Source organism: Janthinobacterium sp. PSPC3-1 (genome assembly GCF_049896105.1).
GTDB lineage: Bacteria > Pseudomonadota > Gammaproteobacteria > Burkholderiales > Burkholderiaceae_D > Janthinobacterium.
Window position 1 is genome coordinate 117,142 of the sequence record NZ_JAFCTQ010000004.1, and the last position, 14,211, is coordinate 131,352.

The 14,211-nt window shown below is 61.9% G+C and carries 11 protein-coding genes; 8 read left to right on the top strand and 3 right to left on the bottom strand.

Annotation, left to right across the window (positions count from 1 at the left end; translation table 11 throughout):
* Window positions 1-4 precede the first annotated feature (4 nt).
* Window positions 5-1,939, top strand: coding sequence for a UvrD-helicase domain-containing protein (locus tag ACP7B7_RS06700; RefSeq protein ID WP_426076124.1), 1,935 nt, complete (start codon window positions 5-7; stop codon window positions 1,937-1,939).
* A 109-nt stretch (window positions 1,940-2,048) separates the two neighbouring features.
* On the top strand, window positions 2,049-2,948 hold the full coding sequence (locus tag ACP7B7_RS06705; protein ID WP_426076125.1) for an NAD-dependent epimerase/dehydratase family protein: 900 nt from the start codon (window positions 2,049-2,051) through the stop codon (window positions 2,946-2,948).
* A 243-nt stretch (window positions 2,949-3,191) separates the two neighbouring features.
* Here the strand turns inward: ACP7B7_RS06705 and ACP7B7_RS06710 are convergent, their stop codons facing one another.
* Window positions 3,192-4,484 carry a hypothetical protein gene (locus tag ACP7B7_RS06710; protein ID WP_426076126.1) on the bottom strand — a complete coding sequence of 431 codons (1,293 nt, stop codon included), beginning with the start codon at window positions 4,482-4,484 and terminating at the stop codon, window positions 3,192-3,194.
* A gap of 699 nt (window positions 4,485-5,183) precedes the next feature.
* On the opposite strand from ACP7B7_RS06710, the gene ACP7B7_RS06715 reads away from it, so the two are divergent.
* Genes ACP7B7_RS06715 through ACP7B7_RS06730 form a run of 4 tightly spaced genes read left to right on the top strand, consistent with a single transcriptional unit; the run spans window position 5,184 to window position 8,185 of the window.
* Window positions 5,184-5,567 carry a LiaI-LiaF-like domain-containing protein gene (locus ACP7B7_RS06715; RefSeq protein ID WP_426076127.1) on the top strand — a complete coding sequence of 128 codons (384 nt, stop codon included), beginning with the start codon at window positions 5,184-5,186 and terminating at the stop codon, window positions 5,565-5,567.
* Complete coding sequence (locus ACP7B7_RS06720) at window positions 5,557-6,354, top strand: LiaI-LiaF-like domain-containing protein (RefSeq protein ID WP_308922077.1); 798 nt, start codon at window positions 5,557-5,559, stop codon at window positions 6,352-6,354. Before ACP7B7_RS06715 ends, ACP7B7_RS06720 begins: the two co-directional genes overlap by 11 nt.
* 13 nt (window positions 6,355-6,367) lie before the next feature.
* Window positions 6,368-7,444: a sensor histidine kinase gene (locus ACP7B7_RS06725; protein WP_426076128.1), complete on the top strand. Its 1,077-nt coding sequence runs from the start codon at window positions 6,368-6,370 to the stop codon at window positions 7,442-7,444.
* Between the two features lie 12 nt (window positions 7,445-7,456).
* A complete protein-coding gene (locus tag ACP7B7_RS06730; protein WP_426076216.1) occupies window positions 7,457-8,185 on the top strand; it encodes a LytR/AlgR family response regulator transcription factor in 729 nt (242 codons plus the stop codon).
* Here the strand turns inward: ACP7B7_RS06730 and ACP7B7_RS06735 are convergent.
* Together ACP7B7_RS06735 and ACP7B7_RS06740 are read right to left on the bottom strand one after the other, a co-directional pair.
* A complete protein-coding gene (locus ACP7B7_RS06735; RefSeq protein WP_426076129.1) occupies window positions 8,166-10,463 on the bottom strand; it encodes a helicase C-terminal domain-containing protein in 2,298 nt (765 codons plus the stop codon). The two genes, ACP7B7_RS06730 and ACP7B7_RS06735, sit on opposite strands and share 20 nt — an antisense overlap.
* Entirely contained in the window at window positions 10,439-12,106 is a 1,668-nt protein-coding gene (locus tag ACP7B7_RS06740; RefSeq protein ID WP_308922074.1) for a VRR-NUC domain-containing protein, read from the bottom strand. Before ACP7B7_RS06740 ends, ACP7B7_RS06735 begins: the two co-directional genes overlap by 25 nt.
* 181 nt (window positions 12,107-12,287) lie before the next feature.
* Between ACP7B7_RS06740 and ACP7B7_RS06745 the strand changes: the two genes are divergently transcribed.
* On the top strand, window positions 12,288-13,511 hold the full coding sequence (locus ACP7B7_RS06745; RefSeq protein WP_426076130.1) for an MFS transporter: 1,224 nt from the start codon (window positions 12,288-12,290) through the stop codon (window positions 13,509-13,511).
* Window positions 13,508-14,158, top strand: a complete 651-nt coding sequence (locus ACP7B7_RS06750; protein ID WP_426076131.1) for a helix-turn-helix transcriptional regulator — start codon at window positions 13,508-13,510, stop codon at window positions 14,156-14,158. The genes ACP7B7_RS06745 and ACP7B7_RS06750 overlap by 4 nt, the downstream gene beginning before the upstream one ends.
* Window positions 14,159-14,211 lie beyond the last annotated feature (53 nt).

The following is a 14,211-nucleotide window of genomic DNA, read 5'->3' on the forward strand; positions in this document are numbered from 1 at the left end:
TCTTTTGAGTATAGATAACGCCGCACAATTTGTTCCCAAGCGCATCACGCCCACGCCAGAACAGCTGGCGATCCAGACGGCGCAAAAAAAAGTCGTGCTGATCGACGCCAACGCCGGCGCCGCGAAAACCACCACCCTGGCGCTGCGCCTGGCCGAAGCGCTGCACCGCGGCCGTCCGCCCGAGCGCATGCTGGCGCTGGTCTTTACGGAAGCGGCGCGGGTGGCCCTGCGCCAGCGCCTGCTCGAGATCGGCGTGCCGCTGGGCGTGGTCAAGCGCCTGACGATCGATACCTTCGACACCTTTGCAACCAACGTCTTGCGGCAGATGGAAGGCATGCAGGTGGCGTCGATACGCAGCAACGAGGAACTGCGGCCGATGGCCTGGGAAGCGCTGGAGGTGGTGTCGGAAAAGTACGCCCACCGCTATCCGCTCGAAATCAACACCACCAATGCGGCGATCGCCGAGTTCCTGAAGCTGCAGCTGCGCACCAAGGCCCGGCTCGATTTTGACGCGCCCGATTTCGACAGCAATACGCTGGAAGACAATCTCGAGATGCTGGGCATGTCGCGCACGCATTATCTGTGGCTGCGCGAATACGAGGGCTTGCGCGGCGCCGATACGGGCGAGATCCAGTTCCGCGCGCCGTTCGACGCCACCTACGACCTGGTGCGCATGCTGGGCGGCGACGAACCGCTGCGCCAGCAGTTGCCGGCCTATCAAATTATCGTCGCCGATGAACTGCACGACCTGAACGAGGCGTCGTTCCGCCTGCTAACCATGCTGATACGGCGCGGTAACGCGTTTTTCTGCGGCGCCGGCGACAAGGACCAGGTGATCTATACCTGGTCGGGCGCCGACCACCGCTTCTTGCGCCAGCGTTTCGAGCAGGAATTCCCCGCCTTGCAGCGCATGCCGCTGACGGCGTCCTACCGCTACGGCACGCAGCTGGCGCAGGCCGTCGGCGCGCTGAAGAACAAGCCCAGCGTGTCGGCCCTGACACGCGGCACGCCGGTCGAGGTGCTGCACTATGACCATACCCAGCCGCAAGCCTGCAGCGCCCAGCTGATCGCCGCGCTCGAGCATGCGCATGCGGGCACCACGGCGATTTTGCTGCGCGACCGCGACCAGGCGATCCGCGTGGAAACGGCACTGTTCCAGAGCGGCATCGCCTATGGCCTGGTCGACATGAACAGCTATCTGTTGAACCAGGAAGTGCTGATGCTGCGCGGCATGGTTGCCATCGCCCGCATTGACTTGCATGCGATCAAGAGCGGTCCGCGCCGCGGCGAGATCCTCGAAGCCCTGGTGGCGTTTGCGGAAATCCCGTTTACGCGCGCCGAACTGCAGCAGGCCAAGGCCGACTTGGCGAATTATCCGGAGTTGCTGGAAGGCTTTCTGACCAACCAGCTGGCCAAGTCGGTCAACCAGGACAAGGCGGCCCTGACCCTGGCCGCCGTCGAGTACCTGCGCGCCCAGCCGGCCGATGCGCCTGCCGGCCCCGCCTTGCAGCATGTGTTTGCCATGCTGCAACTGGAACAGACGGCGCGCCGCATCTATGTCGATCCCGCCCAGGCAAGGGTGGTGGCGCGCTCGCTGCACGGTTTTATTGCCGTCTGTACGGAAGCGGGTGTGGCGCTGGACGGTTTTGCCGGCTGGCTGGGGGAAATGGAAGAGGCCGTGATGGTATCGACCGGCAAGGCCAGGCTGGTGATCGCCTGCATCGACCAGATCAAGGGCCTGGAATACAACCACGTGATCCTGCCCTACCTGGCGGTCGACGAATTCCCGCGCAGCAAGACCGATCCGCTGGAAGAAGAAAACCGGTTTTATGTGGCCGCCACCCGCGCGCGCGACCGGCTGACGATCTTGACGCCGCAGGACCCCACCTATCAAAGCCGCTATATCGCCGTGCTGCCGCTGGCGAAAGGCAAGACCTGAGGCATTGTTGCGGCGCATGCATAAATCATTTGCCGCGCCAAGGCTGTTTGCGCCAGCGCATGCGGCGCATACTTGCCTGCTCTGATAGACAGCAAACAAGGAGCAAGCCATGAAAGTATTTCTGACAGGTGCGGCGGGTTTTATCGGCAGTTCCATCGCAAAGGGATTGGTTGCCGCCGGCCATAGTGTGACCGGCCTGGTGCGCAAGCCGGAACAACTGGCCGAACTGGCGGGCATCGGCGTGCAGGGCGTGCTCGGCACCCTCAACGACCGTGAGTTGATCATCGAACAGGCGAGGGCGGCCGACGCCGTCATCAATGCCGCCAGCAGCGACCATCGCGGCGCCGTGGAAGCGATCATCGAAGCGCTGGCCGGCAGCAACAAACCCTATCTGCACACCAGCGGCTCGTCGATTGTCGGCGACGCGTCGGGTGGCGAGGACAGCGAACAACTCTACTACGAAGACAAACTGCCGCAGCCGACCGCCGACAAGGCGGCCCGCGTCGCCATCGACGACCTGGTATTGGCCAGCGCCACACTAGGCGTGCGCGCCAGCGTGCTGTGCAATACCCTGATCTACGGCCACGGCGCCCTGCCGCGCGACAGCGTGCAATTGCCGCGCTTGCTCAAGCAGGCGCGCAAGAGCGGCATCGTGCGCCATGTGGGGCCGGGCCGCAATGTCTGGTCGAATGTGCATATCGATGACGTCGTGGCCTTGTATCTTCTGGCGCTGGAAAAATCGCCGGCCGGCACCTTTTACTTTGTCGAGTCCGGCGAAGCCGCGTTCCGCGACATGACGGCGGCCATCGCCGAGGCCCTGCAGCTGGGGCCGGCGCAGGACTGGCCGTTGCCGGAAGCGATTGCCGAATGGGGTTATGAAATGGCCTCGTATGGACTCGGTTCCAATAGCCGCGTGCGTGGCGAACGGGCCCGTGCACTGGGCTGGAAGCCGGCGGGACCGACCGTGCTCGATTGGATCGCCCACGATATGCTCAAGCCCACCACGTGATACGCAACGCTATCCTTGCCCCACTCTTCGCATGGCGCGCATCATCTTGACGGCCACGCGTAGATCCTTCAACCCGAGCCGGATGGTTTTTACACCAGGCTCGCCTTCGCCTTTGCGCGTCAGGTAGCTCCGAGGCAAGCGATTTGGCGTAGCACCTGTTTGATCGTTGCCTTTGGCGAAGGCTGTTTTTCCCGCAGCAGATAGGCCGCTTCAATGTCGTCCGGATCGAAGAACAACGCGGCCTTATCCGGGCGTCCCCGCGTCGGCAGTCTCGAGCAACGAGGAAATGCCGAGCGATTTCAGTCTGTCGCTTTCGATCGCCAGTTGCAGCAGGCCAGCACTGCTTGAATTCACATTCTGGTTTGAAAATGTCGTTTTTAACTCGGCCATGCTGAGACTGAACATTCTTTTTGCCTCGGAACTGCCGATGATGGGATAACGGCAGTAATCTGGATCATCGATGACAATCAAAAACGACAGCTCATGGCGCAATGTGGTCAAATCGGTGATGATGCCTAGAAAATCCATGCTCGCTTTGTTATCGCCTATAAGTGTGATGAGCTGTGAGATATGGGGTTCCGCCAGAATGCTGCCGGAATCTCTTCCGTCACTGCGAAAGCTGAGTTCCTCGACGTTATATAGCTCCTCCGCATACTCCCTGAATAGCGCGGCACGGACATCAAAGCCTTGTCTGAGCTGTATGTCAAGATCATCATCCTCGTGCCCATAGACCTCGAAGCCGCCGGCTGGCTGGATTTGCCACAGCTCCGGCTTGATCGCCACATTCTCGCCGCGTTGCGCAACGATCGCCTTCCACATTACGTTGTTGGGATCCTTGTAGTCTTTGTAGATCACCAGTGCTTGAACGCTGATTAACGGGAAAGCGTCGCATGGCTTCAATACGGCTTGAAGTGGTGGTTGGCCTCCGTGATATGCCGAACGTAACTTCAATTCCGACAGGATGTCGTCGGTGATTTCTGCATTTTTTTTGTAACGCTTGAAAAGCTCCCATTCCAGAATGTGCGCCGTAACAAGATTCTGCTGATAGTTTGTTGCCTGTGCGTGCACGGCGACGATCTTTCCGCGTTCGTCCAGCAAAATTTCCTTGGTGGCGAATCCCTTCATCTTTGGTCGTTTGACCGAATCGCCGAGGAAGCGCAGGTAATCCTTTTGTAATCGACTCAAGCGCAAGGGCTTGATATCCGTGGATGCTAAATGACACAGATCACTGAATGGATAAAGAAATTTTTTACTCGGCCTGAGAATAATTGCGGGATATTTTTTGCCATACAGCGAAACAAGCTCGCGGCCTGCATAGATTTTTGATATGGCGCGTTGCATCCATTCCAGATAAGATGCACTGTTCATTTTATTATTGGCAGCATACCTCCTCTTCTGGCGCCGCCGGCTCATCATTGCTTTGATTTTGCCTCTTGCTGGCAACATGATCGCGGCGAATGCCAGAAAATTGGCAAGCCATCCCAGATCATTCCAGAATTTTATCAATTCGCTGACATAATGTGAGAAGTTTGGCATGGTCGCGCGGGTAGCTAATAATATGACGAGCGATAATAACAGAGATGCCTCTAAAATATGCTGAGTTGGCGGTAGCGATGAGCGAGATTCCGGCCATGCTCGAACCCGAGCGTTTTACAGATCTTTTTCTGATGTCCGCTCATTTACCGCGAATCGGAGTTTTGCGCAGTTTTTGCCTGAAAATTAGGCGAAAATCCGGTGGCCTGACTTGAAATGTTTGCCGTGCAGTTATCAGCGCACGCCTTGAAAGCAGAGGCAGGGAAGCGTCAAGCCATTGATTTTATCGGTGGAAAAATGTGTATAACGATATGGCTCAAGCCATCTTATTGATACAGCTCAGAAAGCGTGCGTTATGTGCGCTGGCGAACGGTGAATGGCGGAGATGGCGGTTAAGATGGCTACGCTTTGGTTGAGGCGCACTGCCGTGAGGTTGGCGGCATGTTCGATCTTCCAGCAGGTCAGCCGGTCGCCTCAAGGATCGGCACCAGTTTCCAGCGCGTGGATGTTGTGATCAGACGCCACGCCTGATATCGCTTTCTCCGGCGTCTGTTTTGAATGACCCCTTCAGGGCCGGCTCAGCCGGCCTTTTTTTTGTCTTCTGCGCCATTCACCGATCCCCGTCCGCCATTCGCCGAACAGGCGTTTCCTTTTTTCGCGCCACCGCGTATCTTTACGATCAACCAACAACCAGGGGGCATCGTGAAATCTGAACAAGCTTATTGGCGCCGCAGCCAGCTGCTGTGGGGCGTGCTGCTGATCGTGGTCGGCGCCGTCTTCCTGCTCGACCGGCTCGACATCATCTATCTGCGCGACTATCGCCAGCTATGGCACTATTGGCCGGTGATCATGGTGCTTTTCGGCATCAACAAGCTGGTGGCGCCGGTCTCGGCCAAGCAGGTCTTGAGTGGCCTGTGGCTGATTTTTTTCGCCGCCTGGTGGTATGTGTCGTACGAAGAACTGTGGAACCTGAGTTTCTACAACAGCTGGCCCGCCCTGCTGATCGCCTGGGGCGCGGGCATGGTGCTCGAACCCTTGCTGAACAAACACTTCATGGCTTACCGGGAGTCCGAACATGAAAAATAAACCGCCACTCGATTCGCCATCGCAGATCATCCTGGGCGTGCTGGTGATCGGCCTGGGCCTGGTGTTCCTGCTCGATAACCTCGGCTTCATCAGCGTGCGCTATACCTTCCGTTTCTGGCCCACCATCCTGATCATCTTCGGCCTGCTGAAAATCTCGCAAAGCCGTACCCGCTCCGGCTATGTGCTGGGCGGCGTGATGGTCTTGCTGGGCGTGACCTGGACCTTCCGCGCCATGGGCCTGTTCTATATCAGCTGGAACATGCTGTGGCCGCTCGTGATCATCGGCATCGGTATTGCCGTGGTGACCAAGTCGCTGCCCGGCACACGCCAGCGCCAGCAGCGCCGGCGATTTGCCGCACGCCAGGAAAGCCCGGCACAGCCTGACTCGTTCGGCCAGGCCCGCAATGGCGCCGTATCGCTGGACAAGGCGGCGCCCGATGCCAGCGGACAAGCGGATGACGACAGCATCATCGAAGTGTCCGCCATCCTGGGCGGCTTCGTGCGGCGCGTGTCGTCGCAGCGTTTCCGCGGCGGCGACATCAATGTGATCATGGCCGGCTGCGAGATCGACCTGCGCCAGGCCTCGATCGAAGGCGAAGCCGTGCTCAATGTGTTCGCCCTGTGTGGCGGCATCACCATCAAGGTGCCGCCCGACTGGAGCGTGATCCTGCAAGGCACGCCCATCCTCGGCGGCTTCGAAGAAAAAACCATCGTGCCGCCACACCAGCACAAGCGCCTGTATGTGAGCGGCTACGCCATCATGGGCGGCCTGGAAATCCGCAACTAGGCCAGGGCGCCGGATGACCGCAGCCCTGTCGAGACGGCGCGCCGCCGTGGTGGCGTTCCTGGTATGCCTGGCGCTGGGCCTGGCGCTGGCCTTCGTGCTGTCGCGCGCGGCGCCGGTGCGCTGGATCAACGCCGTGCTGCTGGTGGTGCCGGCCACCCTGGTGTACGCCATCGGCACGGGCTTTTCCACCTTTTACCTGTGCCGCGCCTATCCGCTCAATGGCCGCCATCCGGCCGCCATCCTGGGCGTGATGGGGGTGGCGGCCCTGTTTGCCGGCTTGTTGTGGGCAACCCTGCTGCAATTCATCAACAGCCTCAGCCTGCTGCCGGAAGTACCGTGGCTGGGCGTGTCCCTGAACCCGGCTTTGCTGTGGCTGTTTTTTGGTCTCGGCGTATTGCTGTATTGCCTGGCCGGCGCCGTGCATTATCTGCTGCTCGAATTCGTGCGCGCCAAGACGGCCGAGCAGCGCGGGCTGGAAGCGCAGCTGATGGCGCAGCAAGCCCAGCTGCGCATGCTGCGCACCCAGATCGATCCGCATTTTCTGTTCAACAGCCTGAACTCGATCAGCGCGCTGACCTCCATCAATCCGGCGGGCGCGCGCACCATGACGGTGGAACTGGCCAGTTTCTTCCGGCAAAGCCTGAGCCTGGAAGCGCACAAGCACATCACGGTGGCGCAGGAACTGGTACTGATCCGTCATTTCCTGGCGATCGAGCAGGTGCGCTTCGGCCAGCGCCTGCAAGTGGAGGAGGCCATCGATGACGCTGCGCTGGACTGTTTGTTGCCGCCCATGCTGATACAGCCGCTGGTGGAAAATGCCGTCAAGCATGGCATCTGCGGCCTGACCGAGGGCGGCGTGATCGTGGTTGACGCGCGGCGCGTGGGCAGCCTGCTGCGGATACAGGTGCGCAACCCTGTCGACCACGAGCAACTGTCGCCGCGCGGCAATGGCGTCGGGCTGGACAATGTACGCCAGCGCCTGCTGGGCGCCTACGGCCATGAAGCCAGCGTGCACTGGGCGCGCCAGGACGGCGGTTTTGAAGTAAATATATCAATGCCGGCACAGACCGGTTCCACGGAGGAAGCGTAAATGCAAAGCAAGATGCGGGTGGCCATCGTCGACGATGAAATGCTGGCGCGTGCCGTATTACGCGAATACCTGGCGCGCCATGACGATATCGAGATCGTGGCCGAATGCGCGAATGGATTTGAAGCGGTGAAAGCCATCGCCGAGCTGGCGCCGGAGCTGGTGTTTCTCGACATACAGATGCCGCGCCTGGACGGTTTCGAAGTCGCCGAGCTGATCGGTGCGAAAACCCGTTTGATCTTTGTCACCGCCTACGACCAGTATGCGCTCAAGGCCTTCGAATGCCATGCGCTCGATTACTTGCTGAAACCGTACAGCGAGCAGCGCTTCGAGCAGGCCCTGGCCCATGCGCGCAGTCACCTTGCGCCGGCGGCGGCCTTGCAAGCAGTGGTGCACGAAGCCGCGACACGGGCCGCGCCCCTGTCGCGCATCTTGACGCGCGATGGTGCCACGGTGCATGTGATCCCGGCCGCCAGCATTGCCTATGTCGAGGCGCAGGATGACTACGTCAGCATCTGCGCCGACGGCAAGCACTGGCTGAAAAGCCAGCGCCTGAGCGAGCTGGAAGCCCAGCTCGACCCCGCAAGGTTCCTGCGCGTGCACCGGTCCTACCTGCTCAATATCGAGGTCATCAGCCGCATCGAACCGGCGACCAGGGACAGCCATGTGGCCATCCTCAACGACGGCACGCGTATTCCGGTCAGCAAGTCAGGCTATCAAAAGCTCAAGATATTGGAAGGCTAGCTCGCGGCTCGATCCGCACCTCCCACCAGGTGGGCAGCAACTGGCGTACTTCGGGCCGCGCAAAGCGGTCGTCGATCAGGTAGACCACGCCCTTGTCGGTCTGCGTGCGGATCACGCGGCCGGCCGCCTGCACCACTTTTTGCATGCCCGGGTACAGATACGTATAGTCGTAGCCGGCGCCAAAGATGTCGCCCATGCGCTGGCGTATCTGTTCATTGACCGGGTTGATCTGCGGCAGGCCCAGGGTGGCGATAAAGGCGCCGATCAGGCGCGCGCCCGGCAAGTCGATGCCTTCGCCAAAGGCGCCACCGAGCACGGCAAAGCCAATGCCGCGCGTTTCCAGTCCGAAGCGCCCCAGGAACTGCGTGCGCGCCGTATCGTCCATGCGGCGCGGCTGCTGCCAGGTGGGCACGTCCGGAAAATGCTGGGCAAACAGGGTGGCCGTCTTTTCCATGTAGTCGAAGCTGCTGAAAAACGCCAGGTAGTTGCCCGGCGTTTCCGCATACTGTTTTGCCATCAGCTGGACGATGGGCAGCAGGGAGGCGGCGCGGTGCTGGTAGCGCGTGGAAATATTGTCAGCCACGCGCACGGCCAGCTGCTCGGCCAGGAAAGGCGAGTCGACGTCGACCCAGGCCGTACCAGCCGGCATGCCGAGTGTGTCGTTGTAGTAATTCCACGGGCTCAAGGTGGCGGAGAACAGGGCCGTGCTGTGGCTGGCCTCGAAGCGGGGTTTCAAAAACGGCGCCGGCACGATATTGCGGATGCAGATGGTCGAGCCGCTGGCCGTCTTGCTGACGTCAAACAGCGAATGGTCGCCGAAACTCTCCGCCAGGCGGTTGATCAGCAGCACGTCGAAATAAAAACGCTGCAAATCTTCATCGAGTGAGGCCGCATGCTCCGCCATGTAGTCGCCGATGGCGGTGGCCACGCCCTGCAGGGCGCCGAAGAATTTGTCGGGCAGGGCCGCATGCACCAGGTAGTCTTCGCCTTGTTCCTTGAGCAGCGCGTTCCACTGGCGGTTGAGCCGGTCCAGCGGTTTTTTCAACGGTTCGGGCGCGAACTTGCGCAAGCCCTTCAGCTGGATATGTTCAAGCTCGGCCGTGTACATGCCGCGCGCGCGCGACACCATATTGTGCGCTTCGTCGACCAGCACATTGACCTTCCAGTCATGCGCCAGGGTCATGCCGTACAGCATGGCGCTGAGGTCGAAATAATAATTGTAGTCGCCGATCACGACATCGCTCCAGCGTGCCAGTTCCATGCCCAGGTAGTAGGGACACACGCCCTGCTGCAGGGCGATGGCGCGCACGGCTTCCTTGTCGAGTATCAGGCCGCTTGCCAGCGCCACTTCGCGCGCCAGCGGCAGGCGGTCGTAGAAGCCGCGCGCCAGCGGGCACGATTCGCCATGGCAGGCTTTGTCCGGGTGCTCGCAGGCGCTGCTTTTCGCGCTCAGTTCCAGCACCCGCAGCGGCAGCAGTGGCGCGCTGTTTTTCAGGATGGCGCAGGCGTCGAGCGCCATCTGCCGGCCCGGTACCTTGGCTGCCAGGAAAAACAATTTGTCGAGGCCATGCGCTGCCGTGGCTTTGAGCATGGGAAACAGGCTGCCCACCGTCTTGCCGATGCCGGTGGGCGCTTGCGCCAGCAGGCAGCAGCCGCGGTTGCTGGCCTTGTACATGGCTACGGCCAGCTGGCGCTGGCCCGGGCGAAAGTCGGCATGGGGAAACGCCATCGCCGCCAGTTGCCGGTCGCGGCTGTCGCGGTGGGTCAGTTCCTGCTCGGCCCAGTCGATAAACAGGGTGCAGTGCTGTTCGAAAAAGATGCGCAGCGCTTCCGCCGTGCATTCCTCGTGCAGGATGGTTTCCTTCTGGCTGGCGATATCGAAATACACCAGCGCCACGCGCAGCATGGGCAGGTTCAGTTGCTGGCACAGCAAATAGCCATAGATGCGCGCCTGCGCCCAGTGCAGCTGGCGGTGGTTGGCCGGCATGGTGGACAGGTCGCCCCGATAGGTCTTGATTTCTTCCAGCTGGCGGCGGGCCGGATCGTAGCCGTCGGCGCGGCCGCGCACATGCAGCGGGCCGAAGTCGCCGGCCAGGCTGATTTCGCGCTGGTAATCATCGTCGCGCCGGCCGGTCACGGTGGCGTGGCCGGCGATGCCCTCCTGCGCCGTGGGCGAGGGCGTGAAGCGCAGGTCCAGGTCGCCGACTTTCGCGGTAAATTCGCACAGGGCGCGCACGGCAATGGTGTATCGCTTCACGCCGCCACCGCCTGCGACCATTGCAGGTAGCACACGGTCACCGGCATCGCGTGCTGGGCGCAATACGCGATCCAGCGCTGCTGGTTGTCCTGCAGGCGGTCGCCCGGGCCTTTCACTTCGATCATGCGATAACGCTGTTCGGCCGGCCAGAACTGGATCAGGTCGGGAAATCCCGTGCGGTTGCTTTTTATGTCGAGCAAGATGCGTTCAAACGCCTTTTTCAGATGGGTGGCCGGGATGCAGGCCAGGGCCAGCTCCAGCAATTCGCTGTCGAGCACCTGCCAGCTGACAAACGGCGACACGATGCCGGCCTTGGCGGCATGGGTGGCGCGCATGCTGGCGCGGTAGTCGCCATTGTCGAGCTGCGCCAGGCAGGCCGCAAAGTCGTCCAGGCGGCGCGCATGGAAGTCGGCGCTGTGCAGGTCGGCCGGGCCGCGGTGGAACGGGTGGAAAAAGGCGCCCGGGATCGCCTTGAAAATCGTGTGCCAGCACAACAGGCCAAACAGGGAATTGATCAGGGTGTTTTCCACGTAATAGACGGGTGCGTCCTGCTGCGTCAAGTGCTGCAGCACCACGCCTTCCACGTGGCAGCTTTCTTGCGGGAAGGGCAGCAGCAGATCGAGGCGCTCGACCGGCGCGGCTGGCGTGGCGGCCTGTTTCGCGTGGCCCAGTTTGCGCCGCAAGCGGGGCGCCATGCGCAGCAGCAACTGGCGCTCGGCCTCGCTTTCGGGCGCCTGCAGGGCGATCGACAATCGCTCGTAGGCGGCGCCCGGCTGTTCATCCTTTTCCAGTACGCGAATGGCGCGGCCGCGCGCGCCCGGATAGCGGCAGTCGGCGTAGGCGCGGTAGGCGGCGGGCCAGTCCTGCGATTTTTCCAGCTGCTGGGCGATCTGGAATTGCAATTTGTCGCGGCGGCTGGCCAGCCAGGCGTTGTCGCTCACGGGCGCCAGCGCCGCCAGTTCCCGCAGCACCTCGTCGGGGGCGGCGGGCGCGGCCTCGTCGTTGAAGCGCTCGCGGCACTGATGCAGCACTTCGTAGTGGGCGATATCCTGGCGCGTGCGAAAGCCGCGCGAGGCCAGCGAAAACTCCACTTTTTCATATTGATACACGCCCAGGTCGGACAACACGAATTCCGACCAGTCCTGGTGGTAGTTGCCGAAATAAATCAGGCGCAGCCGGTCGCACAGGGGCTGGTTGCATATGCTGTACAGCACGTCGTTCGAGGCCGGATACCAGGCGGAAAACGGCTGTTCGCCCGGATGTTGCTCGCGCAATGCGTCCAGCTGTTCCGTCTTGCGCGCCGCTTTCAAGGGGCCGGCGAGCAGGAATACCTGCTGCAGTTCGGGTTTCAGCAGCAGCTCGAACAGGGTGGCGATATCGATGGCCGGGTCCGCCACCACCCAGCCGGTGGCCAGCAGGGGCAGGGCGGCGCTGCGCGTGTCGCCGATTTCAGCGTAGTTGAGTTTGCTGGCGCGAAACAGACAACCCTTGCGCATCACCAGGCGCACGAACAGCGCGCGCGACGCTTGCGGCAGTTGCGCGAACTGCGCGATGAACTGCGTTTCTTCAACGCTCAGCAGATCGGCATAGCGCTCGCTGATCCAGTTCAGCACGCCCTGGAAGTTCTCCAGATAGTACAAGGGATTGTCCAGGACTCTCAACATGATGGGGCAGGCAGGCTCTTTGATGTTACTTGGATATGGTTTTACTGTGTTTATATACAGTTTAAACCGTGTCGGCCCGCTTGCCCAGCGATTTCCCCTGCGGGTGCGCCAGGCGTTGCGCGGGAACTGATAAATAATCAAATTTGTTTACTTATTGCAAGTCGCCCGGTATATTCTGCATATGAAAAATGTCATCCTGATCACCGCCGCCTGCCTGCTGGCCCTGCTGTCCACCATCGGCGCCTCCTTGCCGTATCCGATCTTGCCACCGCTGTTCGCGGCCGAGGCGCCGAATGCCTTCAATAACTTCATGGGGCTGCCGTCCAAGTTGCTGTTCGGCCTGGCGCTGACCATCAATCCGCTGGGCCTGCTGATCGGCTCGGCCTTGCTGGGGCCGCTGTCGGACCGCTATGGCCGCCGTCCTTTGCTGATGCGCACCGCCGTCGGCGCCGCCATCGGCCATGCGATCACGGCCTGGGCCCTGGTGATCCAGTCCTACCCGCTGTTTATTGTCGCGCGCTTTATCACCGGCCTGCTCGAAGGCAATGGCGCCGTGGCGCGCGCCATGCTGGCCGACCAGTTGCAGGGGCCGCTGCGCCTGCGCGCCATGTCGTGGCTGAACGGCGCTTTTTACCTGGGCTGGCTGGTGGGGCCGATCCTGGCCGGCGCTACCCTGGCGTGGGGCGTGACGGTGCCGTTCTGGATCGCCGCCGGCGCGCTGATGCTGGTGGCCGTGCTGGTGGCGGTCGGCTTGCCGCGCGAAACGCCATCCTTGCTCACGACTTCGTGGTGGCAGGTGGCGCGCGACCGCCATTCGCTCAATCTGCTGCGCCACGAAGAGCTGCGCACCCTGTTCATCGTGCAACTGGCACTGACCTGCGGCGTGGCCAGTTTTTATGAGTTTTATCCGCTGTGGCTGGTTGAAACGGCCCACTACGATGCGCAGGCGATCGCCTGGGTGAACGTGGGCCTGTGCGGCACCATGACCATCACCTCCTTGCTGGCGGGCGGCCCCAGCCGCCATGCGCCGCTGCTGCGCGCCGGCTGGTATGCCTGCGCCGTGGCGCTGGCGATCGCCATCCTGGCGATGGGCAATATCTGGGTCGGCATTGCCGCCATCGTGCTGTTCGGCATTCCCAACGCGCTGTACAACACGGTGCTGCAAGGCTGGTGCGCCGAGCGTTTCAGCGCGCACGGCCAGGGCGCCGTGATGGGCTTGCTGTCGACCACCTTTTGCATCGCCAATATCATCGTCGCACTGGGTGGCTCGCTGCTGATCCTGATTGACACGCGGCTGGTGCTGGTGGTGGGCGCCTTGTGCGCGGCCTGGTCGGCCTGGCGCATGCATGGCTGGCGCCGGCATTTGAACGCCACCGATGCGCCGGAGCTGAAGGCGGCGGCATGAGCGCCACTGTGGCCACCTCGGAACAGACGCTGTTCCTGCTGAAAATGCGCGGCTCGCAAACGGCGCAGCAACTGGCGGTCTTGCTCGATGTGACCTCGATGGGCGCGCGGCGCCAGCTCGAAGCGGCGCGTGGCAAAGGCCTGGTGACTTTCGAGGACGTGGCCGACAAGGTGGGGCGGCCGTCACGGCGCTGGTCGCTGACGGACGCCGGCCATGCGCGCTTTCCCGACCGCCACGCCGACCTGACCCTGGAACTGATCAGCCAGGTGCGCCAGCTGTTCGGCGACGAGGGACTGGATAAACTGATCGCCGCGCGCGAGGCGGGCAGCGTAGCGGCCTACCGCGCGCTGATCGATGACGGCGCGCAGCTGTCGGACCGCGTGGCCAGCCTGGCCATGGCGCGCGATGGCGAAGGCTATATGGCCGACAGCAAGGCACAGCCGGACGGCAGCGTGCTGCTGGTGGAAAACCATTGCCCGATCTGCGCGGCGGCAACGGCGTGCCAGAAATTCTGCCGTTCGGAACTGGCGATCTTCCAGCGCGTGCTGGGCGACGATTGTATGGTGGAGCGCAGCGAGTATCTGCTGGAAGGGGGGAGACGGTGTGTGTACCGGATCGTGCCGGTAATTGTGGGGAGGTCGGATTAGCGGCGGAACGCCGCGTAATCCGACAACATTGTTGGCAAGGACTGGGGTGGTGT